Source organism: Streptomyces longhuiensis (assembly GCF_020616555.1).
Taxonomy (GTDB): domain Bacteria; phylum Actinomycetota; class Actinomycetes; order Streptomycetales; family Streptomycetaceae; genus Streptomyces; species Streptomyces longhuiensis.
In genome coordinates, this window is record NZ_CP085173.1 from 2,606,946 (window position 1) to 2,631,954 (window position 25,009).

At 71.0% G+C, this 25,009-nt stretch carries 21 protein-coding genes and 1 pseudogene; 7 read left to right on the forward strand and 15 right to left on the reverse strand.

What is annotated here, in order from left to right:
- Positions 1 to 50: 50 nt before the first annotated feature.
- The 8 genes from LGI35_RS12220 to LGI35_RS12255 form a co-directional block, all read right to left on the reverse strand.
- Positions 51 to 839: a DUF1684 domain-containing protein gene (locus LGI35_RS12220; RefSeq protein ID WP_227293898.1), complete on the reverse strand. Its 789-nt coding sequence runs from the start codon at positions 837 to 839 to the stop codon at positions 51 to 53.
- On the reverse strand, positions 836 to 2,194 hold the full coding sequence (locus LGI35_RS12225) for an NtaA/DmoA family FMN-dependent monooxygenase (RefSeq protein ID WP_227293899.1): 1,359 nt from the start codon (positions 2,192 to 2,194) through the stop codon (positions 836 to 838). Before LGI35_RS12225 ends, LGI35_RS12220 begins: the two co-directional genes overlap by 4 nt.
- Positions 2,191 to 3,273 (reverse strand): LLM class flavin-dependent oxidoreductase, encoded by a 1,083-nt coding sequence (locus LGI35_RS12230; RefSeq protein ID WP_227293900.1) that lies wholly within the window; start codon positions 3,271 to 3,273, stop codon positions 2,191 to 2,193. The genes LGI35_RS12225 and LGI35_RS12230 overlap by 4 nt, the downstream gene beginning before the upstream one ends.
- Positions 3,274 to 3,320: 47 nt before the next feature.
- The gene (locus LGI35_RS12235) at positions 3,321 to 4,295 is read right to left on the reverse strand and encodes an ABC transporter substrate-binding protein (RefSeq protein ID WP_227293901.1); all 975 of its coding nucleotides are present in this window, start codon (positions 4,293 to 4,295) and stop codon (positions 3,321 to 3,323) included.
- A gap of 72 nt (positions 4,296 to 4,367) precedes the next feature.
- Positions 4,368 to 5,147: an amino acid ABC transporter ATP-binding protein gene (locus LGI35_RS12240; protein ID WP_276314625.1), complete on the reverse strand. Its 780-nt coding sequence runs from the start codon at positions 5,145 to 5,147 to the stop codon at positions 4,368 to 4,370.
- Positions 5,144 to 6,040 carry an amino acid ABC transporter permease gene (locus LGI35_RS12245; protein WP_227293902.1) on the reverse strand — a complete coding sequence of 299 codons (897 nt, stop codon included), beginning with the start codon at positions 6,038 to 6,040 and terminating at the stop codon, positions 5,144 to 5,146. The genes LGI35_RS12240 and LGI35_RS12245 overlap by 4 nt, the downstream gene beginning before the upstream one ends.
- Positions 6,041 to 6,089: 49 nt before the next feature.
- Positions 6,090 to 7,847 carry an FAD/NAD(P)-binding protein gene (locus LGI35_RS12250; protein WP_227293903.1) on the reverse strand — a complete coding sequence of 586 codons (1,758 nt, stop codon included), beginning with the start codon at positions 7,845 to 7,847 and terminating at the stop codon, positions 6,090 to 6,092.
- The gene (locus tag LGI35_RS12255) at positions 7,844 to 8,710 is read right to left on the reverse strand and encodes an amino acid ABC transporter permease (RefSeq protein ID WP_227293904.1); all 867 of its coding nucleotides are present in this window, start codon (positions 8,708 to 8,710) and stop codon (positions 7,844 to 7,846) included. Before LGI35_RS12255 ends, LGI35_RS12250 begins: the two co-directional genes overlap by 4 nt.
- A 524-nt stretch (positions 8,711 to 9,234) precedes the next feature.
- Here LGI35_RS12255 and LGI35_RS12260 point away from each other — a divergent pair.
- Entirely contained in the window at positions 9,235 to 10,197 is a 963-nt protein-coding gene (locus LGI35_RS12260; RefSeq protein WP_227293905.1) for an ABC transporter substrate-binding protein, read from the forward strand.
- 62 nt (positions 10,198 to 10,259) lie between these two features.
- On the opposite strand, the gene LGI35_RS12265 is transcribed toward LGI35_RS12260, so the two are convergent.
- A complete protein-coding gene (locus LGI35_RS12265; RefSeq protein WP_227293906.1) occupies positions 10,260 to 11,597 on the reverse strand; it encodes a DUF5685 family protein in 1,338 nt (445 codons plus the stop codon).
- Between the two features lie 290 nt (positions 11,598 to 11,887).
- Here LGI35_RS12265 and LGI35_RS12270 point away from each other — a divergent pair, with 290 nt between their 5' ends.
- The gene (locus LGI35_RS12270; protein ID WP_227293907.1) at positions 11,888 to 12,331 is read left to right on the forward strand and encodes a cell division protein SepF; all 444 of its coding nucleotides are present in this window, start codon (positions 11,888 to 11,890) and stop codon (positions 12,329 to 12,331) included.
- 56 nt (positions 12,332 to 12,387) lie between these two features.
- On the opposite strand, the gene LGI35_RS12275 is transcribed toward LGI35_RS12270, so the two are convergent.
- Positions 12,388 to 14,019: an MFS transporter gene (locus LGI35_RS12275; protein ID WP_227293908.1), complete on the reverse strand. Its 1,632-nt coding sequence runs from the start codon at positions 14,017 to 14,019 to the stop codon at positions 12,388 to 12,390.
- Between the two features lie 376 nt (positions 14,020 to 14,395).
- Between LGI35_RS12275 and LGI35_RS12280 the strand changes: the two genes are divergently transcribed.
- Together LGI35_RS12280 and LGI35_RS12285 are read left to right on the forward strand one after the other, a co-directional pair.
- Entirely contained in the window at positions 14,396 to 15,436 is a 1,041-nt protein-coding gene (locus LGI35_RS12280) for a glycosyltransferase family 39 protein (protein ID WP_227300278.1), read from the forward strand.
- Between the two features lie 260 nt (positions 15,437 to 15,696).
- Entirely contained in the window at positions 15,697 to 16,713 is a 1,017-nt protein-coding gene (locus tag LGI35_RS12285) for a phosphatase PAP2 family protein (RefSeq protein ID WP_227293909.1), read from the forward strand.
- A 121-nt stretch (positions 16,714 to 16,834) separates the two neighbouring features.
- Here the strand turns inward: LGI35_RS12285 and LGI35_RS12290 are convergent, their stop codons facing one another.
- Positions 16,835 to 17,050 carry an I78 family peptidase inhibitor gene (locus tag LGI35_RS12290; protein ID WP_116502908.1) on the reverse strand — a complete coding sequence of 72 codons (216 nt, stop codon included), beginning with the start codon at positions 17,048 to 17,050 and terminating at the stop codon, positions 16,835 to 16,837.
- 412 nt (positions 17,051 to 17,462) lie between these two features.
- Here LGI35_RS12290 and ctaD point away from each other — a divergent pair.
- Positions 17,463 to 19,130 (forward strand): annotated as a pseudogene (ctaD, locus tag LGI35_RS12295) (aa3-type cytochrome oxidase subunit I); the annotation flags it as partial.
- Here ctaD and LGI35_RS12300 read toward each other — a convergent pair.
- The 4 genes from LGI35_RS12300 to LGI35_RS12315 form a co-directional block, all read right to left on the reverse strand.
- The gene (locus LGI35_RS12300; RefSeq protein WP_227293910.1) at positions 19,045 to 20,088 is read right to left on the reverse strand and encodes a helix-turn-helix transcriptional regulator; all 1,044 of its coding nucleotides are present in this window, start codon (positions 20,086 to 20,088) and stop codon (positions 19,045 to 19,047) included. The pseudogene ctaD and the gene LGI35_RS12300 sit on opposite strands and share 86 nt — an antisense overlap.
- A gap of 57 nt (positions 20,089 to 20,145) precedes the next feature.
- The gene (locus tag LGI35_RS12305) at positions 20,146 to 20,994 is read right to left on the reverse strand and encodes a FixH family protein (RefSeq protein WP_227293911.1); all 849 of its coding nucleotides are present in this window, start codon (positions 20,992 to 20,994) and stop codon (positions 20,146 to 20,148) included.
- Positions 20,991 to 22,259 carry a glycosyltransferase family 4 protein gene (locus LGI35_RS12310; RefSeq protein WP_227293912.1) on the reverse strand — a complete coding sequence of 423 codons (1,269 nt, stop codon included), beginning with the start codon at positions 22,257 to 22,259 and terminating at the stop codon, positions 20,991 to 20,993. The genes LGI35_RS12305 and LGI35_RS12310 overlap by 4 nt, the downstream gene beginning before the upstream one ends.
- A 369-nt stretch (positions 22,260 to 22,628) precedes the next feature.
- Positions 22,629 to 23,228, reverse strand: a complete 600-nt coding sequence (locus LGI35_RS12315) for a transglycosylase family protein (RefSeq protein ID WP_376570743.1) — start codon at positions 23,226 to 23,228, stop codon at positions 22,629 to 22,631.
- 393 nt (positions 23,229 to 23,621) lie between these two features.
- Here LGI35_RS12315 and LGI35_RS12320 point away from each other — a divergent pair, with 393 nt between their 5' ends.
- A complete protein-coding gene (locus LGI35_RS12320) occupies positions 23,622 to 24,455 on the forward strand; it encodes a hypothetical protein (protein ID WP_227293913.1) in 834 nt (277 codons plus the stop codon).
- Between the two features lie 228 nt (positions 24,456 to 24,683).
- A complete protein-coding gene (locus LGI35_RS12325; protein WP_323182758.1) occupies positions 24,684 to 25,004 on the forward strand; it encodes a hypothetical protein in 321 nt (106 codons plus the stop codon).
- Positions 25,005 to 25,009: the final 5 nt, after the last annotated feature.

Sequence of the window (25,009 nt, forward strand, 5' to 3'; positions counted from 1 at the left end):
CCCGACGGCTGCTGCGGTGGTTCGCAGGCCGCCGGGGCTCGGCTCCCCTGTCAGACGGAGGTACGCGCGACGAGGTTCCGTTCGCCGGCCTCGATCTTGACCGGCAGGGTGTTGCCGGGGGGCGGGAAGGGGCAGATGAAGTGGTCCGCGAAGGCGCAGGGCGGCAGCACCGCGCGGTTGAAGTCCACGCCCGTACGGCCTTCGGCGTCGGGCGCGGCGGGCCGCAGGAAGCGGAACCGGAAGGTCCCGTCGTCGCTGGTGGCGTCGGCGAACACGGCCCACAGCGAGCCGTCCGCCTGCACGGCGACCTGGAGGGTGAGGTCCTGTCCTTCGAGAGTGAAGGCCAGTTCACCGCCGAGGCCGAGGCCGCGCACCTTGCCGTCGGCGTTCTCGACGCGGACCGTGCGGCCGGTCCCGTACGGCGTGAAGCGGCCCTCGACCGTCCAGCGGGGGTCGTGGGCGGTGGCCTCGATACCGCGGAAGGCGCGCCGCGGCCCCGACTGCGGGTCGAAGTCGCGTACGGCCCACAGGCCTTCGCGCACGATCGCGACGAGGCGGCGCTCTCCGAGGCCGACCTGCGCGTCGGCCGTGAGCCGCACCTCACCGGTGAGCGGCCGTCCGTCGCGGGTGAGTCCGTCCTCGGGCGCGGCGGTCAGGACGACCCCGTCGCCGTCGGCCCGCCACTGCCCGGGAATGGCCGGAAGTTTGCCCTCCGGATAGTCGTCGAGCCAGAAAGTGCCGGTGAGGGCGAGCGGTCCGTAGGGCTCGGAGACGGATGCGGTCCGCTGTTCGTGCCACTGCTGCCAGGCGCCGGCTGCGCCGGTCGCGTCGTCGGTCATGCGGTCAGGCCTTCCTCGCGTGCGGGGCGTACGGGTTCTTTCAGCCCCAGATGGGAGCGCAGCGTCGTACCGGTGTATTCCGTGCGGTACACCCCGCGTTCCTGGAGCAGGGGCACCACCTGGTCGACGAACTCGTCCAGGCCGCCCGGGGTCAGGTGCGGTACGAGGATGAAGCCGTCGGCCGCGTCGCTCTGCACGAACTCGTCGAGCTCGGCGGCGACGGCCTGCGGGGTGCCGATGAACGACTGTCGTGTGGTGGTCTCGATGACGGTCTGCCGGATGGACAGGCCCTTGGCACGGGAGAGGGCGCGCCACTGCTCGGCGACGACCAAGGGGTCGCCGCGCTGGGTGCGGCCCTGCGAGAGCCCGGAGCCGACGACCGGGTCGATGTCCGGCAGCGGCCCGTCGGGGTCGTACGAGGAGAGGTCGACGCCCCAGACCTGCTCCAGGGTGAGGAGCGCGTTCTGCGGGGACACCTGTTGGCGCCGGATCCCGGCGGCCCGCTCCTGGGCCTCGGCGGCGGTGTCGCCGAGGACGACGGTGACACCCGGCATGATCTTCAGGTCCTCGGCGGTGCGCCCGTACTTCGCGAGCCGGCCCTTCACATCGGCGTAGAACGCGCGGCCCGCCTCCAGGGTGCCGTGCCGCGTGAAGATCACGTCGGCCGCCGACGCCGCGAACTCGCGCCCCTCGGGAGAGTCCCCGGCCTGGATGACGACCGGGTGCCCCTGCGGGGAGCGCGGCAGGGTGAACTCGCCCTCGATGTCGAAGTGTCGGCCGGTGTGCGCGAAGGGGTGCGGCTGCCCCTCGGGCGTCCAGGAGTCCCACAGTTCACGGGCCGTGGCGACGAACTCGGCGGCGCGCGTGTACCGGTCCGCCCGGTCGAGGTAGCCGCCGCGGCGGAAGTTCTCGCCGGTGAAGGCGTCGGACGAGGTGACGACGTTCCAGGCGGCGCGGCCCCCGCTGAGGTGGTCCAGCGTGGCGAACCTGCGGGCGGTCTCGTAGGGCTCGTTGAACGTCGCGTTGACCGTCGCGGCGAGGCCGAGACGCTCGGTGACGGCCGCGAGGGCGTTCAGGACGGTGAGGGACTCCGGCCGCCCGACGACGTCGAGGTCGTGGACGCGCCCCTTGTGCTCGCGCAGCCGCAGCCCCTCCGCGAGGAAGAAGAAGTCGAACAGGCCGCGCTCGGCGGTGCGGGCGAGGTGCTCGAACGACGCGAAGTCGATCTGGGAGCGGGAGCGCGGATCGGTCCAGACCGTGGTGTTGTTGACCCCCGGGAAGTGGGCGGCCAGGTGGATGTGTTTGTCGAGCGGCCTCCGGCCGCGGGGCTTGCGCTGTTCGTCGGTCGAGGTCATGACGGGTCCCCCGCGAGCGCGGCGTACTGGTTGACGGGCCGGGCGAGCCCCAGGTGCTCCCTGAAGGTGCTGCCCGGATAGAACGTGCGGAACAGGCCGCGGTGCTGGAGCAGCGGCACCGTGCCGTTGACGAGCCGCTCCAGGTCACGGCGCGGCTCGACCGGCGTGAAGTGGAAGCCGTCCACGGCGCCGGCGCGGTGCCAGGCGGCGACGAGGTCGGCGAGGTCGACCGGGCCGCCCCGGTAGAGCGGGCCGAGGTCGCTCGGCAGCGGTCCTCCCCCACCGTGACCGGGCACGGCCGCGTGCTCCCCGCCGCCGAGGTCGATGCGCAGCGCGGCCAGGACGCGCAGGGCGTCGGGATCGCGGCCGTGCTCGGCGGCGCGGCGGCGCAGTCCGGCGCGGACGGCGGCGGCCTGCGCCGGGCCCGCCGCGTTCACCAGGGCGACGTCGGCGTGGCGGGCGGCGACGTCGTACGCGTGCTGCTGCGTGGCGTCGACGACCGTGACGGGGTGGCCCTGCGGCGGGCGCGGCACGATGGAGGGGCCGCGTACGGAGAACGTGGCGCCCTGGAAGTCGACGTGGTGCAGCTTCTCCCGGTCGACGAAACGTCCGGTCGCCACGTCGCGGATCTCCGCGTCGTCCTCCCAGCTGTCCCACAACCGGGTTGCCACGTCGGCGACTTCACCGGCCTCGCCCCACAGTTCCGCGGCGGGCGCGGCGGCCCTGCGGCCGAAGAGGCGGGCCTCCTCCTCGGTGGCGGACACCTCGGGCCGCCAGCCGGCGCGGCCCCGGCTCACCCAGTCGAGGGTGGCGACGGCGGCCTGCACATGGAAGGGCTCCGTGTGCGTGGTGGTGACGGTGGGGACGAGGCCGATGCGGGCGGTCGCCGGGGCGACCCGGGACAGCACGGCGAGCGCGTCGGGCCCGGGCCGGCCGAAGGAGTCCCCGAGGGTGACGAAGTCGAGGGCGCCGCGTTCCGCGAGGCGCGTGAGCGTGAGGTACGGATCGGCGTCGTAGGTGTCGGGCTGGTCGACGGCCGCCGCGAGATGCAGCAGGCCGCGCCCGGTTGACGTAGTCATGAGCAGGTCCTTGGACGAGGAACGGAAGAACGGGGGCGGCGGGCGGGCTACGGCTTGGGCAGGCCGGGCGGGTTGATCTCCGACTTCTCGACCGCCTCGGTCGACAGGCCCCAGCGCTTCAGGACGCGCCCGTACGACCCGTCCTTGATCACGTGGTCGAGGGCGGCGGCGTACGCGTCGACGAGTCCGCTGTCCTTCTTCGTCGTCGCGGCGATCTTGCCCTGGATCTTGTCCCCGGCGCCGGAGAGCGTGCCGATGATCTGCGACTGGCCCGCGGACTCCACGTGATAGGCGGCGCTGGGGCTCGGGCCGAGGTAGGCGTCGATGCGGCCCGACTGGAGAGCCAGGTAGTAGTCGGTGTCCTTCTGGAAGTACTTGATGGTGACCGGCTTCAGGCCCGCCTTCTCGTCCTGCTTGCTCCAGTCGACGAGGATCTTCTCCTGGTTGGTCCCGGAGGAGACGGCGATGGTCTTCCCGGCCACGTCCTTGGGCTCCTCGACCCGCCAGTTCGTGCCCTTCTTGGCCTCGAACGCGATGTTGTCGAGCCGGTAGGTCGCGAAGTCGTACTTCTCCTTGCGCTCCTCCGTGACGGTGACGTTCGAGAAGACGGCGTCGAACTTGCCGCTGTCGAGGCCGACGAAGAGGTTCTCCCAGGACACCGGGGAGAACTCGATCTTCAGGCCGAGTGTGTCGGCGACGAGGGTCGCGATGTCGATCTCGGAGCCGATGCGCGTCTTGTCGTCGGTGGCGTAGAAGCCGAGTGGCGGCGAGGCGTCGGCGCTGCCGCCGAGCCTGAGCGTGCCGCGCTCGCGCACCGCGGCCGGCAGCTCGGCCGCGATCGCGTCGACCTTCTTGGCGCGGATGCGGTGCTGGTCGGGCCCGATGTTGATGCCGCCCACCTTCTCGGAACCACCACCCTTGCCGGTGCCGGTCGCGGCATCGCTGTCACCTCCGCAGGCGGTGAGCAGGGGTGCGGCCACGAGCGCGGCGACGGACAGGGCGAGGGTGCGGCGGGACAGCATGTGCGAACTCCTGGGTGAGAAAGGTGAATGGAAAAGGTGAGTTGAAAGCGAGAGAGGAAAGGGGCGCGGGGGTCAGAGGACCTTGGAGAGGAAGGCCTTCGTGCGGTCGTGGCGCGGTGCGTCCAGTACGTCGCCGGGGGCGCCCTGTTCGACGATGCGGCCCTCGTCCATGAAGACGACGGTGTCGGCGACCTCGCGGGCGAAGCCGATCTCGTGGGTGACGACGATCATCGTGGTGCCCTGGAGCGCCAGGTCCTTGATGACGTCGAGGACTTCGCCGACGAGCTCGGGGTCGAGCGCCGACGTCGGCTCGTCGAAGAGCAGCAGCTTCGGTTCGAGGGCCAGCGCGCGGGCGATGGCGACACGCTGCTGCTGTCCGCCGGAGAGCTGCTTCGGGTAGGCGTCGGCCTTGTCGGCGAGCCCGACGCGGTCGAGCAGTCTGCGCGCGCTGTCGAGCGCGTCCTTGCGGGGGCGCTTGAGGGCGGAGACCGGGGCCTCGGCGATGTTCTCCAGGACGGTGAGGTGCGGGAACAGGTTGAAGTTCTGGAAGACGAAGCCGATCTGGGTGCGCTGCTTGAGCACCTCGCGCTCGCGCAGCTCGTACAGCTTGTCGCCGGAGCGCCGGTAGCCGACGAGGGAGCCGTCGACGCTGATCCAGCCGCTGTCGACCTTCTCCAGATGGTTGATGGTGCGCAGCAGCGTGGACTTGCCGGAGCCCGACGGGCCCAGGACGACGGTGACCTCGCCGGTGCGCACCTCCAGGTCGATGCCGCGCAGCACCTCCAGCGTGCCAAAGCTCTTGTGGACGGCCTTGATGTCGACCATGGTCCGGCCGGCGCCCGCGTCGCTCATCGGGTGGTTCCCTTCGAGAAGTGTCGTTCTACGTAGTGCTGGAGGACGGAGAGCGCGCTGGTCAGGAGCACGTACCAGACGGTGGCGACCATCAGGAGCGGGACCACGCGCCCGTTGCGTCCGTAGATGACCTGGACCTGGTAGAAGAGTTCGCCGATCGCCATGACGGAGACGATCGAGGTGCCCTTGAAGAGCGAGATCACCTCGTTGGCCGCGTTGGGCAGGATCGAGCGCATGGCCTGCGGCAGGACGATGCGGCGGATCTGCCGCAGCCGGGGGATGCCGAGCGCGGCCGCGGCCTCCAACTGGCCGCTGTCGACGGCCAGTACGCCGCCGCGCACGATCTCGGCGGCGTACGCGGCCTGGTGGAGCGCGAGCCCGAGGACGGCCGCGCTCATCGCGCCGACCAGGCCCATCGTGTCGAAGGAGAAGAAGCCGGGCCCGAAGGGGATGCCGAACTGCAACTCCTTGTACAGATACGCCAGGTTGAACCAGAAGAGCAGCTGGACGATCAGCGGGATCGAGCGGAACGCCCAGATGTAGCCGAAGGCGACGACCTGGAGGAACCGGCTGGCGGACAGGCGCATGAAGGCCAGGACGATGCCGAGCGCGAACCCGAGCGCCGTTCCGTAGAAGGTCAGCTGAAGGGTGACCCACACCGCCTTGAGGATCACGTCGGCGGTGAAGTAGTCGGCGAACACCCCCCATTCCCAGCCGGTGTTGGTGATGAATCCGTGCGCGAACTGGGCGAGCAGCACGGCGGTCGCGACGATGGCGGCCCAGCGCCAGGGGTGGCGGACGGGCACCACTTTCAGCGCGGCGTAGTCCTCGGCGCCGCCGGCGGTCTTGGCTGATGACGTTCTGTCGACGGGTGGATCACTGGTCAGGGACATGGCGGTTCCTCTGGAACAGGGGAGAGAAGGGGGGCGAGGCGAGCAGGGCTCAGGCTGCGGCGCGACAGGCGAGGTCGCGCAGGAACGCCAGGACCGCGCGGGCGGTGGCGTCGTTCTGCCGGAACGAGGGGCTGTTCGTGCGCGGTCGCGTGAACGCCCCGGCGCCGCGCGCGTTCGTGTGCGGGCCGAGCGCGAAGCGGCGTGGGTGTGCCGTGCCGTCGCGGTGCAGGACGCGCCCGTCCTCGGGGTCGACCGCGAGGAGTCCGGCCGGGGTCGCCCGTGCCCCGTCCTCGTACAGCTCGCGCAGGAGCTGGTCTCGGGTGCGGGCGAGCGTGGGGTGCGGCAGGCGGGCCTCGACGAGGGCGCGGGCCTCGATGACGGAGCCGGGCACGGTGGCGCTCGTGGCGCGGAAGACGCCGTCCTCGGCGGCGACCCGCATGTCCGCGCCGGCGAACCTCACGACGCCGGCCCGGGAGAGCGCGAGCAGTTGCCGCAGCCGCGGTCCGGGCGGCCCGGAGGCGAGGTAGCTGAAGAAGCCGTGCCACCAGGACCCGATGTCGCCGAGCCGCACGACCTGTCCGTACACGGAGAGCAGACCGAGGAACACGGCGAGGTCGGGGCTGTGCGCGGGGTCGTGGCGGCGTTCGAGGTCGGCGGTGATGTAGCCGCGCAGCCCGTCCTGGAGTTCCTCGGACGAGGTGTGGCGTACGCCGTCCAGCGGGTGGTCGAGGGCCGTGAGGTCGAGGCGGTCCGCCGGGTCGGGCACGGCGGAGGCCACGAGGGCCTGGAGTTCGGCGCTCAGCGGTTCGGCGGCGGCGTACTTCTCCTCGAAGTCGGCCCAGGCGACTGCGGTGCGCTCGGGGTGGGCGGTGAACAGACGGTGGTAGTGGGCGAAGCCGAGTTCCTTGTCGATGAGGGGCCACACGTCGCGACGGAAGTCGTAGCCGTCGGGGCGGGCGAGGAGGTCGTCGATCTCGGCGGGGCCGAGGAAGCGGGGCAGCGGCGGGCGCCAGCCGGTCCAGTCGTACCCGATCTTGGAGTGGTAGGGGATGCCGCGCCGCGAACCGACGTGCAGGACCGGCTCGCGCCCCGAGGGGATGTACGTGTCGCCCTCGTACCGTCCGCCGCGGCCCTCCGTCAGGAGCACCATCAGGTCGACGAACGCCAGGCCGAAGCCGCGGACGAGGACGTCCTCACCGGGCGCGAGCGCGGACAGGTCGCTGTCCGCGGTGAAGTCGGGCGGCAGGTGGACGAGTCCGTGCTCGCGCGCGTACGCACTCAACTCCCGCTGCTCATCGTCGAGTTCGGCGTCCAGGTGCCCCTGGGCGAGGATGACGGTGTCGGCGAGGAGAGGGCGGGCCCACCCGTCGAGCCACACCTGCTGGCGGCCCTCGCGGGGGCCGCTGACGCGCAGGGCGCGGCGCGCATGATGCTGGACGGTGACGCCCGGCGGGAGCGCGGCCACGGACTGCTCGTACACCCAGCGCAGATAGGCACCCTGGAGCTGCCGGTCGGCGAAGGCGCGGCCGTCGAGGTCCGCCCACTCGTGCAGGGCGGGTCCGGGGAGTACCGGACCGTCGAGTTCGACCGTGTCGTCGGTGAACATCGTGACGTCCTGGGACTGCGAGTTCATCCAGAGCAGCGGGGACTGCTCCTGCCGCCAGACCCGTCCGCCGCCCGGCGGGAAGGGGTCGACGAGATGGATGTCGAGTTCGAGCCCGGCGTACTCGGCCGCGTTGGCGGCGATCCGCTCCAGGACGCCGGTCCCCCGCGGACCGGCTCCCACGATCACCAGCGAGGGCCTCATCGGGTGCGCTCCGAACCGCGCGCGTAGTGCCGCTCGACGTAGAACTGACCGGCGCTCAGGAGCGAGGTGACCACGACGTACCAGATGGTGGCGACCAGGAGCATCGGGATGACCTGGTAGGTGCGGTGGTAGACGAGCTGCACCGAGTAGAGCAGGTCCTGGACGGCGATGACGCTGACTATGGAGGTGCCCTTTAGGGTGCCGATCAGCATGTTCCCGGCGGGCGGCACGATGGAGCGCATGGCCTGCGGCAGGATGATCCGCCGCCAGCGCCGCAGCCGGCTCAGCCCGAGCGCCTGCGCGGCCTCGATCTGCCCGCGGTCCACGGAGAGGATGCCGCCGCGCACCACCTCGGCGGCGTACGCGGCCTCGTGCAGGGTGAGGCCGATGATGGCGACGGTGATCGGCCCGAACAGGTCGACCGTCTTGATGCCGAGGATGTGCGGGTACAGCGCCCCGATGTTGAACCAGAACAGCAGCTGCACGAGGATCGGCATCGACCTGAACAGCCAGACGTAGCCCCAACTCACCGCGCGCAGCACGGGGTTGGCGGACAGACGCATGACGGCGAGCAGGGTGCCGAGGGCGAAGCCGAGCGCCATGACGAGGGCGGTCAGCCAGAGGGTGAGACCGAGTCCGCGCAGGACGGACGCCGACGTGAAGTAGTCGGCGACGACGTCCCACTGGAAGGCGTCGTTGCGGATCACCGAGGTGGCGGCGAGCGCGAGGAGTGCGAGGACGACGGCGGCGGCGAGCCACTGACCGGCGCGGGGCCGGCGGACGATGCGAGGCTGTGCCTCACCGGCGTCGGCGGGCGGTCCGGCCGCGGCAGGCGCGGTCTTTGCGAGTGTGTTCGAGGACATGCGAAGGCTCCGTGGGCACTGGAATCCAGCACGGTCTTGCCTTCACACGGAACTTGCGGGCCGAGCCCCTCAGCAGCGGTCCCCTCACCGAGAGTACGGGGCTCGCTCCGCTCGCTGTCAAGGCTGTCCACAGTGTGAGCCGTACGTCTCATGTGAGTTGACGCAGAAACGGATGCCTGTTCCACTTGGCCCATGCATCCGCAGCAGTGGCTGGTCACGCGCTCCCACATCGACTTCGGTCGAGTGTGGTCGGCGTCCTGTTGATGCCCTTCTGACGCCCGCTGCGCGTCTGCTTCTCCCTCTTCTCGACGCTTTCCGGCGCTTTCCGGACGTATGCCGCGTTTTGAACGCCTCTGCGTCTTCTGCGCCTGCGGCGTCTCCCACGTAACCCGCGTTTCCCGGTGCGCCCAAGTGCGCGCACTCGCCCGCGCCTTCACACACCCACGCGTCCTCGCGTACCCCTCCCCTCAGCTGTCTCCTCATCCCTGCGTGCCTGTTGTCTTCGAAGGGCAGAACTCCACGCCATGCGTACGACCTTGACGACCCATCATCGGCTCACCGCCGCATTCGCACTGATCACCGCGGCCACCCTGACACTGACCGGCTGCGGCTCCGGCGACCCCGGAGCCTCCGCCGGCGGAGCCGCACCCGCGGGCAAGAGCGACAAGATCCCCACGACCGACGTGGTGAAGGCCGTCAAGAAGGACGAGGCGGCGGCGAAGCTGCTGCCCGCCGACGTCCGGTCGAGCGGCAGGCTGACCGTCGGCGCCTCCATCGGCGGCACCCCGCCCGGCGCCTTCTACCTGGAGGACGGCAGGACCGCCGCCGGCCAGGACATCGACTTCGCCGACGCCGTCGCCAAGGTCCTCGGGCTGAAGCTGAAGCGGGAGGCGGCCGGTTTCGAGGCGATCCTGCCCGCACTCGGCAGCGGCAAGTACGACCTGGGTACAGGCAACTTCGGCGTCACGGACGAGCGGCGCAAGACGATCGACTTCGTCACGTACATCAATGACGGCCAGGGATTCGCCGTACGCAAGGACAGCGACCTGAAGAAGGTCACCGACCTCAGGCAGCTGTGCGGCCTGAACGTGGCGACCGGCGCGGGCACCACCTTCGAGGCGACCCTGGAGGAGAACAAGCACCTCTGCACGGACGCCGGGAAGAAGGCGTACAGCGTGAAGACGTACGCCGACCAGAGCGCGATCTGGTCGTCCCTCCAGCAGGGCAGGTCCGACGTGGTGATGAGCACCATCAACGGGCTGCGCTACGCCGTCGCACAGCAGGAGGGGCTGAAGTTCCTCAACGAGTACCACCGTCTCGACGTCGGCTTCGCCTTCAAGAAGGGCACGAAGCTGGCGCCGGCGTTCCGGGCGGCGGTGAACAAGCTGATCGCCGACGGGACGTACGACAAGATCCTGAAGAAGTGGGGCACGAGCGAGTCCGCGATCGAGAAGTCACAGATCTCACCGCCCGAGATCAAGGACTGACCCCGCCCGGACCCGCGACCCGAGACCCCCGTGCCCGCGCCCCGTGCCGCGCGCCCGGGGGCTCAACAGTCGCAGCAGGAGCAGCACTCACAGCATTCGCAGATCGAGCACGCCTCGCAGCAACTGCAGTCGGTGGAGCAGCATTCGCTGCACCAGCCCTCGCGCTTCTTCCGGGACCAGGGCCCCTCGAACTCGTCGGCACAGCACACCTTGCAGGTGCAGCAGAGCCCGATGGCCGCGGCACACCCGGCGAGGAAACCGCGCTTGCCGGGCTTCGGCGGCTGGAAGGACGGCCCACCGCCGAAGCCACCGGGCCCGCCCGGACCACCGGGACCGCCCTGCCCGCCGCCGTACGGATTCTGCGAGCCGTACGGGCCCGAGGACCCGGGCGGCACATACGGGCCCGATCCGGTGGGCACCCAGGGGCCGGGCGCGCCGGGGCCCTGTTGCGGCGTGGACGCGGCCGGTGCGTGCGCGCCGCGCGCGGGGCCTGGGCTGTGAGAGGGGTCAGCGATGTGGGACGCGTCGGCGCCGTGCGCGCAGCCCGACGTGCCGAAGGCGCGGTCGACCGAGCGGCGCAGTTCGTGGACGAGCAAAAGGTGCGCGAGCGTGCCGTCGACGAATTCGGCCTCGCGCAGGGCGAGGCGGATGCCGCGCAGCGCGTCGTCGGCGAGGCGCCGTGCCTCGGCGAGGTCCGTGCCGGTCGCCGTGAGCGGGTTCCAGGCACCCGACGCGGCGTCAGCTTCCTTGTCCTCCACGGCGTCCAGGAGGTGCGCGAGCCGCCCGAAGAGCCGTCCGGCCTCGGCGAGCGGCGCCGCGTTGCCGGGGCGTCCGGCGAGGACCGCGGTGTGCGTGAAGGCGGCGGCGGTCGCCGTCTCGGTCGGTTCGGTGACCGTGAGCACCGGGGTGCCGAGGCCGGCGAGCGCCTCGATCCCCATCTGACGCTCCACGGCGTCGACCAGGACCGCGGTGTCGAACCCCACGTCAGAACCCGTACGGGAACCGGCCTTTCCCCACTTGGTGGCGACCCTGCGGGCCGCCGCGGCCACCGGCCTGCGGGCCAGGAGGCCGTCGCCGTCGGCGACGTGGTCGCGGACCTTCGCCGAGGCGAGGACCAGCGAGACGGCCGCGGCGAGCCGGGCGCCCTCGCCCTGCGCGACGGACGCGGTGCGCATCCCGCGCAGCGGACAGGGCCCCGCCGTGCGCCGTCCCCCGGCGGCGTGTTCGGCCTGAGCCTCCGTCAGAACCGAGATCAGCAAACCGTCATAGTTCGTGACAACCCGGGCGAACTGCCCGTGATCACCGCGAAGTGCCAGGCAGAGTCCGCACAGATGGGCCATCCACTGGGCCTTGAGCCCCTCACCGAGACGATGGCTGCAAGGCCGGACCATTCCGAACAAGACGACTCCCCCGAGGGTCCCGAAGACGTAAGCTGCGGCATCGTATCGAGGGTGCCGTTCACCCGTACGCCCCGGCCGTCACCCATACGCCGCGAAGAATCATATTTCACTCACTGTCAGCAGCCGTACGGGGTACGACCCTTGGGATTCACGGGACAGCGCCGTGTTGACTCTGCACCAGTAGCGTCACGAAAACCCCGCGCGGCGACTATCCACTTGGCGCACCATCCGCATCATGGACGACCATAGGGATACGGAACGCAGAGGAACCGCTGTGAGAGGAGGCGTCCATGGGATCGGTGCGCAAGGCGAGTGCCTGGCTTGGCCTCGTCGACGACAACGATGACGAGCGTTACTACGACGACGACTACGCCGAGGGGGCCGAGCCCCACACCGGCGCCGCCTGGGTCACGGACCCGCGCGTGAAGGTGGCGGCCGACGCCGCCGAGGAGCAGGGCCGCCGGATCGGCACGGTCACCCCGGACGGATTCCGGGACGCCCGTGGCATCGGCGAGATGTTCCGGGAAGGTGTCCCGGTCATCATCAACCTCACGGCCATGGAGCCCGGGGACGCCAAGCGCGTCGTCGACTTCGCGGCCGGGCTCACGTTCGGGCTGCGGGGTTCCATCGAGCGGGTGGCGAACCGGGTGTTCCTGCTGAGCCCTGCCGACACGCAGGTGGTCAACGGTGAGGCGGAGAGCCGTCCGACGGACGGTTTCTTCAACCAGAGCTGAGCGTCACGGGTGGGTAGGGCCCGGCCCCTCGGCCGGGTCACCGCCCGCGGCAGCCGTCACGCGACGGTGGACTCCACGCCGACCCGCTCGGGACCGCGCTGGGGCCCGATCTTCGCCGTGCCCTCCGCGTCCTGCGGGGCAGCGGCTTCGCACTCCATCCGCCGGGGCAGCCGCAGCGCGGCCACCGCGCCGAGCAGCAGGAGCCCGGCGCTGACGAACAGCGTCACGTGCAGCCCGTGGACGAAGGCGACCCGGGCGGCGCTGCGCAGCGCCTCACCGGCGGTGCCGCCGAGCCGCGTCGCGACCTGGTACGCCTCGCCGAGCGAGTTGCCCGCGTGGGCGCTCGCGGATCCGGGCACTCCGGTGACCCGGGCGATCCCGGGTGCGTACGCGGCGTTCATCACGGAGCCGAGCAGGGCGATGCCCATGCCCGCGCCGAGCTGGTAGGAGGTCTCCCCTATCGCCGCGGCGCCGCCCGCGTCCTGCGCCGAGGCCTCGCTGAGCATCGACTCGTACGCCCCGAAGAGGGTGGTCTGCAGGCCGAAGCCGAGAAGGACGAAGCCGAAGGTGAGCAGCGACGGCCGGTCGTGCTGTCCCATCAGCGTGAGCATGAGCACCGCGGCCGCGGTGAGGACGAAGCCGGCCGAGACCATGCGGCGCGGTCCGAAGCGGCGCAGCTGCGACGAGCCGAGGACACCCGCGGCCATCGCCGCGAAGGTGAGGGGCAGCAGCCGCACCCCCGTCTCCAGGGGACTCAGGCCGAGTACCAGCTGCAGGTACTGGACGGCGATCAGCTCCAGGCCGACCAGGGCCAGCATGGCGAGGACGATGCAGCCGACCGCGGTGGAGAAGGCGGGCCTGGCGAACATCTTCATGTCGATGAGCGGATGCTCGCGGCGCTTCTGCCGCCGCACGAACACGATCAGTACGGCCGCGCCGACGAGGAGGGGGCCGACGGCGGACGGGTCCAGCAGGTCGCGGTCGACGCCGAGCCGCTTCACGCCGTAGACGACACCGAGCATTCCGACGGCCGCCATGAGTGCGCCGACCACGTCCCAGGGCCCGTCGGAACGGCCCTTGGACTCGGGAAGTATGAGACGGCCGAGGGGCAGCATGACGGCCATCAGCGGGATGTTGATCAGGAAGACCGAGCCCCACCAGAAGTGCTCGACCATGAAGCCGCCGAGCACCGGTCCGGTGGCGGCGCCTATCGCGGCGACCGCGGACCAGACGCCGATGGCCACGGCGCGCTCGCGCCGGTCGGGGAAGACCGCCCGCAGGATCGACAGGGTCGCGGGCATGATCATCGCGCCGCCGACGCCGAGCAGCGCGCGGGCCAGGATCAGGACGTGCGGTGTCGAGGCGAACACGGCGAGTGCGGAGGCCACGCCGAAGAGGCCGTATCCGAGGAGGAGGACGCGTCTGCGTCCGACGCGGTCACCGAGTGTGCCGAAGAGGATCAGGAGCGCCGCGCAGATCAGCGGATAGGCGTCGACGATCCACAGCAGCTGGACCGCCGAGGGACGCAGGTCCTGGGTGACGGCGGGGACGGCGACGTGCAGCACGGTCGCGTCGAGGGCGACGAGCAGCAGGCTGGTGCACAGAACGACGAGGACGACCCAGCGATTGGCGCCTGGGCCGGCGGTCCGCAGGCGAGAGCGCACGGTGGCCGTGGTCGTCCCGGACATATGCGTACCTCCCAGTGGTCCCTCGCGCTCGGCGGATCCGCGGGGTGGGGACTTCCCCGCGGTTGCGGCCGGAAGGAGCGGACTCCCGTGCCCACGCAACGATTGGCGAGTGAGCCGCCAGAGTACGCGAGTCCATTGTGGTGACACGTGGCGGACCTCTCATGTGCCCGACCATGGAGTGTGGCGTACGCCACGCTCCACCCTCCGACCACGCACCGCGCGTGCGGTCCGGTTGCGCCCGGCGCCGATAATCGACGCCGTGACCGAAGTCGACCTGCAAGAACCGCGGCACGCGCCGGCCCGGGCGGCCGGTTCGCTGGGCCGCGCGGCGCCCGCGCTCCTCGCCTATGCCGGGGTGCGCGCCCTGGGCCTGCTCATGCTCGCCGTGTGGAGCGCGGCGAAGGGGAAGAGCCCGCACACGCTGCTGACCGCCCGCTGGGACTCGCTCTGGTACACCCGCGTCGCGGATTTCGGCTACGGCTGGGAGGTGCGCCTGCCGGACGGCACCGTGCACTCGAACCTCGCGTTCTTCCCGCTGCTGCCGTGGCTGGAGCGGCTGGTGTCGGCGGTGAGCCCGCTGTCGTCCGCGGACGCGGGCCTGGTGGTGAGCTGGCTCGCGTCGCTCTGCGCGGCCTGGGGGATCTTCCTGGTGGCCGAGCTGCTGTACGGGCGACGGGCCGGGATCTGCGCGGTCGTGCTGTGGGCGGTGCTCCCGGTCGGGATCGTGCAGTCGATGGCGTACAGCGAGTCCTTGTTCACGGCGCTGGCGGCCTGGTCGCTGTACGCGGTCCTGACCGGACGGTGGGTGAGTGCGGGGCTGCTCGCCTCGCTCGCGGGGCTGACCCGGCCGGTGGGAGCGGCGGTGGTCGCCGCGCTCTGGGCGACGGCCGCGGTCCACGTCGTGCGCGACAGGAAGATCTCCTGGCGCATGGCCGTCGGTGTGCTGCTCGCCCCGCTGGGCGCCGCCGCGTACGTCCTGTGGGTGGGGCACCGCACGGGGGGCGGCCTCTTCGGCTATCTCGACGTGCAGGGCCAGTGGGGCAACGGCTTCGACGGCGGTCTCGCCTTCGCGCGCTTCGTCGGCGACAAGTTCACGTCATTCCCCTCGGCGCTCGCGGGGCTCGGCCTGACCGTCGGGGTCGCGCTCGTGATCTGGCTCTACGTGCTGTGCGTACGGCGAGGTCAGCCGCTCGCGCTCCTCGTCTACTGCGGGATCGTCGTCGCGCTCGCCCTGTGCGCGTCGGGGTACTTCGGCTCGAAGCCGCGACTGCTCCTGCCCGCCTTCCCGCTCCTGCTGCCGGTCGCGGTGGCGCTCGCCCGGCTGCGTACGAGCAGATCGGCGGCGGTGCTCGGCGGCGTGGCCCTGGCGTCGGCGGTGTACGGGGCCTTCTGGCTGAACGGCTCGGGTCCTCCTTGATCGACTCGGCGAGCCCGGGAGGCCGTCCGATCGCCCCGGGTGATCGGACGGGAAATTCCGGGGAAGCCGTCGGTGAACGAATTCGGGCGCGGCGAAAAACGAATACAAGAAATGATCAATGAAATTGAAGGCGGCACCCCGGTCGGATAGTGATATCCGCAGGAATAACCGCCCCGCTGAGAGCAATCCCACATCACATCGTCATCACAAACCGAGTGATTCGGCCGGGTTCGGCACTCACTCGCTGTAGCGTCGATTGGGTGCGTACCGAACGAAACCTCACCCGTCTGGAGCGGCTCTTCGCCCGCCTCGACCGTGAGCCGGAACGACCGGTCAACCTGGATGTGCCCAGGATGAGCCGGCACAGGGTCGTGCTCTTCGGGGCCACCCTGTCCTTCTACCTCGCCATCGTGGTGGCGGTGTTGACCACGTCCTGGCTGGTCACGTTCGACTGGCAGGTCATGTTCTTCCGGCCGTACCAGCAGTGGCCCGAGATCCACGCGTTCCTGGACTACTGGGTCGTGCTCGGCCAGCGCGGGCCGACCGCGGTGATGGTCATGGCCTGGCTCGGCTGGCGCTCATGGCGCCAGCACACGCTGCGGCCCCTGCTCACGTTCGGTGCCGCGCTGCTGCTCCTCAACATCACCGTGGGCGCCGCCAAGATCGGCATGGGCCGCCTCGGCCCGCACTACGCGACCACCATCGGCTCGAACGAGATGTGGCAGGGCGGCGATATATTTCCTTCCGGCCACACCGCCAACGCCGTGGTGACCTGGGGAATCCTCGCCTATCTGGCCTCGACGCCGCGCGCCAGGCGCTGGCTGTCGGCCGCGTCCGCCGTGATCTCGCTGAGCGTCGGCCTGACCACCGTCTACCTCGGTACGCACTGGCTCAGCGATGTCTTCCTCGGCTGGGCCGCGGGACTGCTCATCCTGCTCGCGCTGCCCTGGGTCGAACCGCTGATCACGCAGGTCGAGGCCGCGATCTTCTCGCTGCGCGAGCTGTGGCGCAACCGTCGCTCCGGTGCGCTCCCGGCACCCGCCGCCAAGCCCGCGGTGGTTCCGCAGCGCGTCTCCCCGCCCGCCTCGGAGGAACCGCCGGTGCGCGAACCGGTCGGCGCCGCGCGGGCCGTGCGGCCTCCCGGGCTGCTCGCCCCGGGTCCGCACACCGCGCGCTCCGAGCGCACCCCGGTCACGCCGGCAGGCAGCCGCAGGCCGCCGCACGCGGACCGGATGCCGCGCGGCACCACGTCCGCCCGCCCGGTCGCCGGCGGCTGACCGCCCCCGGCGCGAGAGCGCCGAGGGCCGCGGGGCCGGTACGCACCGCCTGCCTCCCGCACACCGAAGGCCCCCGGTTCCGTCACGGAACCGGGGGCCTTCGCGCTGCTTGTCGGCCCTGTCAGCCCTTCCAGCAGCGGGTCACGGTGCCGTCGGACACCTCGAAGTTCAGGCGTCCCGCGCGGTACTCCATGGTGATGATCGCGCCCGGGGGCAGCGACCTGACCGTGGACCAGCCGCGCTCACGGGCCCGCCTCTCGGCGCCCGGCGCATCGAGGCCGACGTACGTGTCGAGGGTGTCCTGGGGTTCTGCGGGAGGGGTCGGAATGGGTGCCATGACCGCCACGTTAGGCGGCCGGGCCGCCTGACACCAGGGCGGACCACACCCCGCCACCGGTCCCCCTCCGGTCACGCTTCTGTCACAGGTCCACGACACGCGTTTCACTCGAACTCCGTCACACGTACGAGCGATTCGATGCTCCTTCTGCCCACGTTCTGAGCGCGCCACGACATAATCCAGCGGCTTCACCGAAAGCGTCCGGATAACGTGCCCGGAAATAGCGTCACGACCGCGCCCGGGACGCGCCCAATTCTGATTCCGGGGCGCTCTTCATCAGTTGACGCCCCATCGGAATTGCATGAACGCGACACAGCGCTCCCGTACGCCCCCTGTCGGAGTCGGTGGGGACGCGAGCATCATGGCGTGTGCTCGAGGCAGGCCCGGGGCGCGAGAAGCGAGGGGGCAAGCGATGGGTACGACGGACGTGCAGCCCGTGCAGCCGGCGGCAGGAGCGGTGCGGACGAGGACGCCAGGGCGGATCGTCGTGGACTGGCTGACCACCACGGACCACAAGAAGATCGGCCACCTCTACCTGATCACGTCGTTCGCGTTCTTCCTCGCCGGCGGGATCATGGCGCTCCTGATGCGGGCGGAGCTGGCACGGCCCGGCCTTCAGATGCTGTCCAGCGAGGAGTACAACCAGCTCTTCACGATGCACGGCACGATCATGCTGCTGCTCTTCGCGACCCCGACCTTCGCGGGCTTCGCCAACGAGATCATGCCGCTGCAGATCGGCGCGCCCGACGTGGCGTTCCCCCGGCTCAACATGTTCTCGTACTGGCTGTTTCTGTTCGGCGGGCTGATCGTGATCAGCTCGCTGATGGTGCCCGGCGGGGCCGCGGACTTCGGCTGGTTCGCGTACGCCCCGCTCAACAGCCTGACGCGCTCGCCGGGCGTCGGCGCCGACATGTGGATCATGGGGCTGGCGCTCGCGGGCTTCGGCACGATCCTCGGCGCGGTGAACTTCCTGACGACCATCATCGGGATGCGGGCACCGGGCATGACGATGTTCCGGATGCCGATCTTCACGTGGAACACGCTGTTCACGTCGATCCTCGTGCTGATGGCCTTCCCGGTGCTCGCCGCGGCGCTGCTCGTCCTGGAGGCGGACCGGCGCTTCGGCGCCGTGGTCTTCGAGGCCCAGTTCGGGGGTGCGCTGCTGTGGCAGCACCTCTTCTGGTTCTTCGGCCATCCCGAGGTCTACATCATCGCGCTGCCGTTCTTCGGCATCGTCTCCGAGATCCTCCCGGTCTTCAGCCGCAAGCCGATCTGGGGCTACACGATGCTGGTCGGCGCGACGATGGCCATCACCGGGCTGTCGATCGTCGTGTGGGCGCACCACATGTTCGTGACGGGTGGGGTGCTGCTGCCGTTCTTCTCGTTCATGACGTTCCTGATCGCGGTGCCCACGGGCGTGAAGTTCTTCAACTGGATCGGGACGATGATCAACGGATCCCTGTCCTTCGAGACGCCGATGCTGTGGTCCGTCGGCTTCCTGGTGACGTTCCTGTTCGGCGGCCTGACCGGCGTCATCCTCGCCGTGCCGCCGCTGGACTTCCATGTGACGGACTCGTACTTCGTGGTCGCGCACTTCCACTACGTCGTCTTCGGCACGGTCGTCTTCGCGACGTTCGGCGGCTTCTACTTCTGGTGGCCGAAGTTCACCGGCAAGATGCTCGACGAGCGGCTCGGGAAGATCCACTTCTGGACGCTGTTCGTCGGCTTCCACACCACGTTCCTGGTGCAGCACTGGCTCGGCGCCGAGGGCATGCCGCGGCGGTACGCCGACTATCTGGCGGCCGACGGCTTCACGGCGCTCAACACGCTGTCGACCATCGGCTCGTTCCTGCTCGGCCTGTCCACGCTGCCGTTCCTCTACAACATCTGGAAGACGGCCAGGTACGGCGAGAAGGTCGACGTGGACGACCCGTGGGGCTACGGGCGTTCGCTGGAGTGGGCGACACCGTGCCCGGCGCCCCGGCACAACTTCGTCACGCTGCCCCGGATCCGCTCCGAGTCCCCGGCGTTCGATCTGCACCATCCGGCGTTCGCGTCGTCCCGTCCGCTGAGCCGGCCCGTTCAAGCGCCCGGGACAGACGGTCCCGAGCGGTTCTGATCGCGTCCGTGAGCCCGTCGGGTTCGAGCACCTCGAACTCGAAGCCCGTCAGGATCACGTGGATCACCATCACGTCGAGGCTCGCCGCCCCGGTGCGCAGCACACAGCTGTCGTCGCCATCGGCCTCGAGCGTGCCCGCCGACGGGCTGATCCGCTGCGCCGCCTCCTCGACGGGCACCAGGAGCCGGATCGTCGCCCTGGTGGCGTACGGGCCCTGCGAGACGCCCTTCGAGACATACGCGGCGAGGTCGTCGGCTGGTGGCGTGCGCGGGGTGAAGCGCGGCCCGTGCGGCGGCTTCGGCGTGATGCGGTCGACGCGGAACGTGCGCCAGTCCTCGCGGTCGACGTCCCAGGCGACCAGGTACCAGCGGCGCTCGCTGCACACCAGGCGGTGCGGCTCGACGGTGCGGCGCGTGGCGGCGCCCCCGTGGTCCTCGTAGGCGAAGCGCAGCCGCTCCGAGTCCCGGCAGGCGGCCGCGAGTTCGGTGAGGACGGACGGGTCGACGTCGGAGGGGCCCGGGCCGCGGAGCATCGGCACGGTGAACGCGTTGAGGGCGGACACCCGGCGGCGGAGCCGCCCGGGAAGGACCTGTTCGAGCTTGGACAGGGCCCGTACGGATGTCTCGCCGATGCCCTCGATGCCCTGGCCGGCCGAGGCGCGCAGACCTACGGCGACCGCGACGGCCTCGTCGTCGTCGAGGAGCAGCGGCGGCAGCTCGGCGCCGGCGCCCATCCGGTAGCCGCCGCCGGTGCCGGGGCTCGCGTCGACGGGGTAGCCGAGCCCGCGCAGCCGGTCGACGTCGCGGCGGACGGTGCGCGGCGTGACGCCGAGCCGGTCCGCGAGGTCGGCGCCCGACCACTCGCGGCGGGCCTGCAGCAGCGAGAGCAGCCGCAGGAGTCGGGCCGAGGTCTCCAGCATGGGCCCGAGTCTGCCAGCCCTCGCGGACAGCGGGAGTCCGCACGGGCGCCGCGCGGACTACTCGGCGGCCGCCGCGGTCACGAGGACCGCCAGGTCGTTGTCCCTCGTGTAGTACGGCTCGACCGCGATCCGGCCGCGCCCGGTGTCCAGGTGTGCGGTGGGGTAGGTGAAGATCGGCTTCTTGTCGGCGACGTCGTCCAGGAGCCGGGCTACGCGTACCGCGAGTCCGTCCTCGCCCTCCGGGCGCACCCACAGGTCCCAGCGTCCCTCTTCCAGCTCCTCGTACCCGACGCGGAAGGTGAACTCGTCGCCGTGCGGGGTCAGTTCGCTGCGGAGCGCCGGACCGCCGTCGGCACGTGAACGTATCTCCGCGTACGCCTTGGGGGTGATCGCGGTGCCGTAGACCCGTCCGCTGACCGTCATCTCGCCGTCCGCGACGAGCAGTTCGCCCGCCTCGGCGTGCGGGGCGCGCAGCCAGCTGCGCACGGTGAGGTTGCCGTGCTTGGTCGCATAGGGGATGCGGACGGCGACGAAGCCTCGGGAGCCGCTGGGTACGCGGTCGACGAGGGACCGCAGGTCGTTGAGGCCGGGGGCCAGGCGCCGCGGCTCCTCGCCCGCCACCTGCGCGAAGACGTCCCAGCGCCCCTCGGGCAGCCGGACGCTGCTGGGCAGCGCCGCCCGGAGGCTGCCGTCGCCCGCCGGAGTCAGCGGCAGGCGCACGTCCTCGCCGCTGTCGCGCTCGGTGAGGACCAGATGGGCCGGGTCGGGCCCGCCGTGGTCGGTGACGTCGAAGGTGAGACCGCCCGCCGAGTCGGCGATGCAGTCGGCGTGGGGCGCCGTGGTCCCGTCCCCCGCGGACGGCTCGGGCGAGGCCGAGAAGTCGGCCGAAGCGGTCGGCGGCGTCATGCCGTGCGCCCCTTTCTCTGTGACGTTCCCTGGGCCGTGAACGCGGAGCGTCCCGCGTCCCGCACGGCGTACGCGCCCCCGAGCAGCGCGCCGCGGGTGCGGTGCAGAAGGCCTCCGCCGCGGCGGGCCGTCAGCGAGCCGAACAGCGATTCGTAGCGCTCGGCGATGTGCGCCGGGTCGAACCGCTCGGAGTCCTTGAGCGCGGCGCTCGCCATCCGGGCGCGCAGCGCGTCGTTGTTGATCAGTTCGAGGAGGCCGCCGGAGATCGCCTCGACGTTGCCCACCTCGACCAGCCGCCCGTCGACACCGTTGTCGATGATTTCGCCGGGGCCGTGCGGACAGTCGGTGGCGACCACCGGGAGGCCGCAGCGCATCGCCTCGACGATCGTCATGCCGAACGACTCCAGGCTGGAGGTGACGGCGGCGATCGAACCTTTCGCCCACTCCGGTTCGATGGGGTGGGCGGGGCCCATGAGGAACACATGGTTGTAGAGACCGAGGTCGTCGATCAGGGCGCGGAGCTTGTCCTTCTGCTTGCCGCTGCCGTAGATCCGCAGGCGCCAGTCGGGCCGCTCGGCGCGGACCCGGTCGAAGGCCCTGACCAACAGGTCGTACCGCTTCACGGGCGCCAGCCGGCCGGCCGCGACGACCCACTTGCCCGAGCCGTCCGCCGGCTCGACGCCGGGCGCGGGCACGGAGTTCGGCACGGCCTCGATCCGCACGCCCGGCAGCCGCATCTTCGCGCGGTACGCCCCGGCGTCGGCCTCCGTGGTCGTGGTGAGCGCGTCGAGCCGCGGGTAGACCGCGCGCAACTGCCGGCGCAGCGCGGTGGGGTGGCTGTCGAGCGTGAGGTGTTCCTGGCCGACGCGCAGGGGGCCGCGCCGGGTCTGGCGGGCCAGGTGCACGTTGAGTCCCGGGCGGGTGCCGACGACGACGTCGGCGTCGACCGCGCGCAGGTGCTCGGAGATCCGCCGGTCGGTGAGCGCGTTGTACTGGTCGTACCGGCCCTCGGCGCGCGGGAACGTCGCGGCGGGGGTGCGGTATTCGGGGCTGTCGCCCTCGTAGCCCGGTGTGCCCTTGCGGATGTCGATGAGGTGCCGGACGCGGATCCTCGGGTCGGCCCTGAAGACCGGTTCGTCACGATGGCGCAGGACGGAGACCACCTCGACGTCGTGCTGTTCGGCAAGCGTGTTCGCGAGGTTGTACGTCGTCCGAATCGTCCCTCCGATTCCGTACGCGTTGTGAATCAGGAAAGAAATCTGCATGCGTCCCCGTATTCCACTGTTCCTCGCGGACAGTCCGTCTCGTCCGCCTACCGCAGGGTTAGACCGGGGTGCGGAGGCAGAGGTTGGGCGTCATCATCATCTTGTTCCAGAACAGATGCGTGATTGAGAGACGATTCGCGGAACCTTTTGACGATTTCTGACATCAAGGCAGGTAGGAGAGCTGAGGCACCTTGAAGCGGTTCGCGGTCATGTCACCCGCTTGAGTGACCCGCCCCGAGCCGTACTTCCAGCGCGCCCCCGACAGGCGGGCGTGACGCGTCTTCCCAACTGCTTTCGGGAATGCGCCTTCAGACCCTTCGTCGCCTGACGGAACGCGCGCCGTCGCGTTCTCCTGCGAGCCGGCCGAGGTCAGCTGCGGCTCTTGGCCGACGCCTTCGGGATGAGCAGCACGGTGCCTTTGTTGAGACGGTCGGGGTGGGGCCCGACCATCCGCTTGTTGGCCTTGTAGAGCTTCCGCCAGCCGCCCTTGACGTGGTACCGCGCGGCGATCGAGCCGAGGGTCTCGCCCTGCTTGACCACATGGACGCGGCCGTCGAGCTCGAGGACCTTGGAGCAGACCGGCCAGGCACGCCAGCCCTGGGTGCTCAGCACCTTCTCGGCGACCGCGATCTGTTCGGCGCGCGTCGCGAGGTCCGCGCGCGGGGCGTAGCCGAGGCCGCCGTTCTCCTTCCAGGTGGACTGCCGGAACTGCAGCCCTCCGTAGTAGGCGTTGCCGCTGTTGATGTGCCAGCGCCCGCTGCTCTCGCACTCGGCGAGGCAGCCCCACGGCCACCGGTCCTTGGCGCAGTCGTCCAGCTGGAGGATCAGGCGCCCGGGGCCGGGAGCCGGCGGGGGCGGAACGGCGGCCGCGGCCGCGGGGGCGAGCAGGACGGCGAACAGGGCGGCCGGCAGGGCCGCGAGGCGGAAGCGGCGAGCGGGGCGCGTGCGGTTCACGGGCATGGGGAGCATCGCGTCACGCTAGGCACGCGAGCCCGCGCCCGCGCCGAGCCGCGCCCTGCGCGAATCCGGCCCCACCCGGTCGGCCGCCTCCCGGCCCGCCGTAGGCACACTTTCGCCAACGACTGTTTTCAGCCACCTGCTTCATTACACGATTTCAGGATTTGTCGACCTGTGGGCATGCCGACCTGCCCCTCACCTCTCGGGATCAATCTCCTTGCGTACAACGGGAGTTGCTGTGGAGTCATTGATTCCGGCCGCCGGATCACGCCGCACGTCGGATGGGTCGATTCCGCCCCCTTCCGGGCGTGACCCCCGGCACAGATCTTCCGTTGTCTTCTTTATGAGTCGGGGACCGCCCGGCCGCATTCGATGCAGCAACACACCGAATCCGAGGAGCCACCCGTGCCGCGCATGCTCGACGTCAGCGACGACGTACGCGCCGAGATCGGCGACGCAGAAGCCGACCGGCTGCTCGCCGGAGAGAACGCCCCGGGCACGTACGACTGCACGTCCTGCCGTACTCCGGGCGATTCGGAACAGGAGCGCACCAGCACCGTCCTGTTCATCGGCGACGAGACCGCCGTCCTGGCCTTCGCCCACTCCACCTGCCTGCCCTCGCAGGTCGTCCAGGTGTCCGAGGAACAGCTGCAGGGAGCCGTACGTTCCATCACCGGCGACGGCGGCGCCCCCGCCGCGGCCCCCGCCCCTTCCCACGCGGCGCAGTCCATCCCCGGGCAGGCCGTCCCCCAGCAGGCCGTTCCGGAGCAGGCCGTGCTCGGCGTGACCAGCGGGCTCGTCCTGATCTCCGGCGAGCTGCACCCCGCGCTCGTCGTCGAGCCGACCGGGCCGATCGCCCGCCCCGGCTCGACGGGCGGCTTCGACGAGTTCCTGACCCTCCTCGTGGAGCAGGGCTTCATGCCGACCGCCCAGGTCGGCCAGGTGCCGCCGGTGCTGCACGGCTGGTCCGTGCTGCTCGCCATGGGCCAGCTGCACGCCGTCCTGCAGCCCGCCTCCGTCGGTGCGGGTCAGGTCGCGTGGTGGCAGGCGCACCAGCCGCTGCACGTCACCGACAGCTGGCGCGCGGCGGCGAACAAGACGAACGCCGTCCTCGTCTTCGCCGCCCCGGCCGGCACGATCGGTCGCCAGCCCCGCGAGGACCTGCTCCGCGACGCCCTCGACAAGGCCGCGGCGAACGGGCTGCTCGTCGGCGCGACGATGCCCCTGGCAGGTACGTGACCCTCAGCCGTGAACCGAGGTGACCGTGGGCCGGGCACGCGCCCGGCCCACGGTCGTACCCGGCCCCCGGAGGCCAGTCCGTGCACCTCCGCGTGCGCCGCCCGCGCCCCTGTCGGCCTGCGAAAGCGCGGACCGGGCCGCATCCGCGAGGGTGTGCGGGTCGTTGGCACCTACGTGCACGCATACGACCCCCCTCGCCGCCCGCAGTATCCGACCCCGATCCCCGCCATGCGCGGAACGCATGAATCGGCGGGTGGCCGCTCGGCCACACCGATCTACGACGCCCTGTACTCGGAGTACCGCAGGTCCTTCCGGGCCCTGCCCGGCGACCGCAGCGGCGAAGAGAACCTCTCCTTCTCCGCGTTCGGCTCGGGCGCGTACGTCGTGCACCACCACAGCAGCAGCGGCCGGCACAGCGCCTCGTACCACGAACCGCAGCAGGTCCACAGCTCGCCGCCGACCGGCTCCTGGCACACGAACGGGCGGCAGCACGGCACCGGGAGCAACCTCCCTGCCGCGCTGCCGCCCGCTCCTCGCCGCGAGCGCTAGGCACC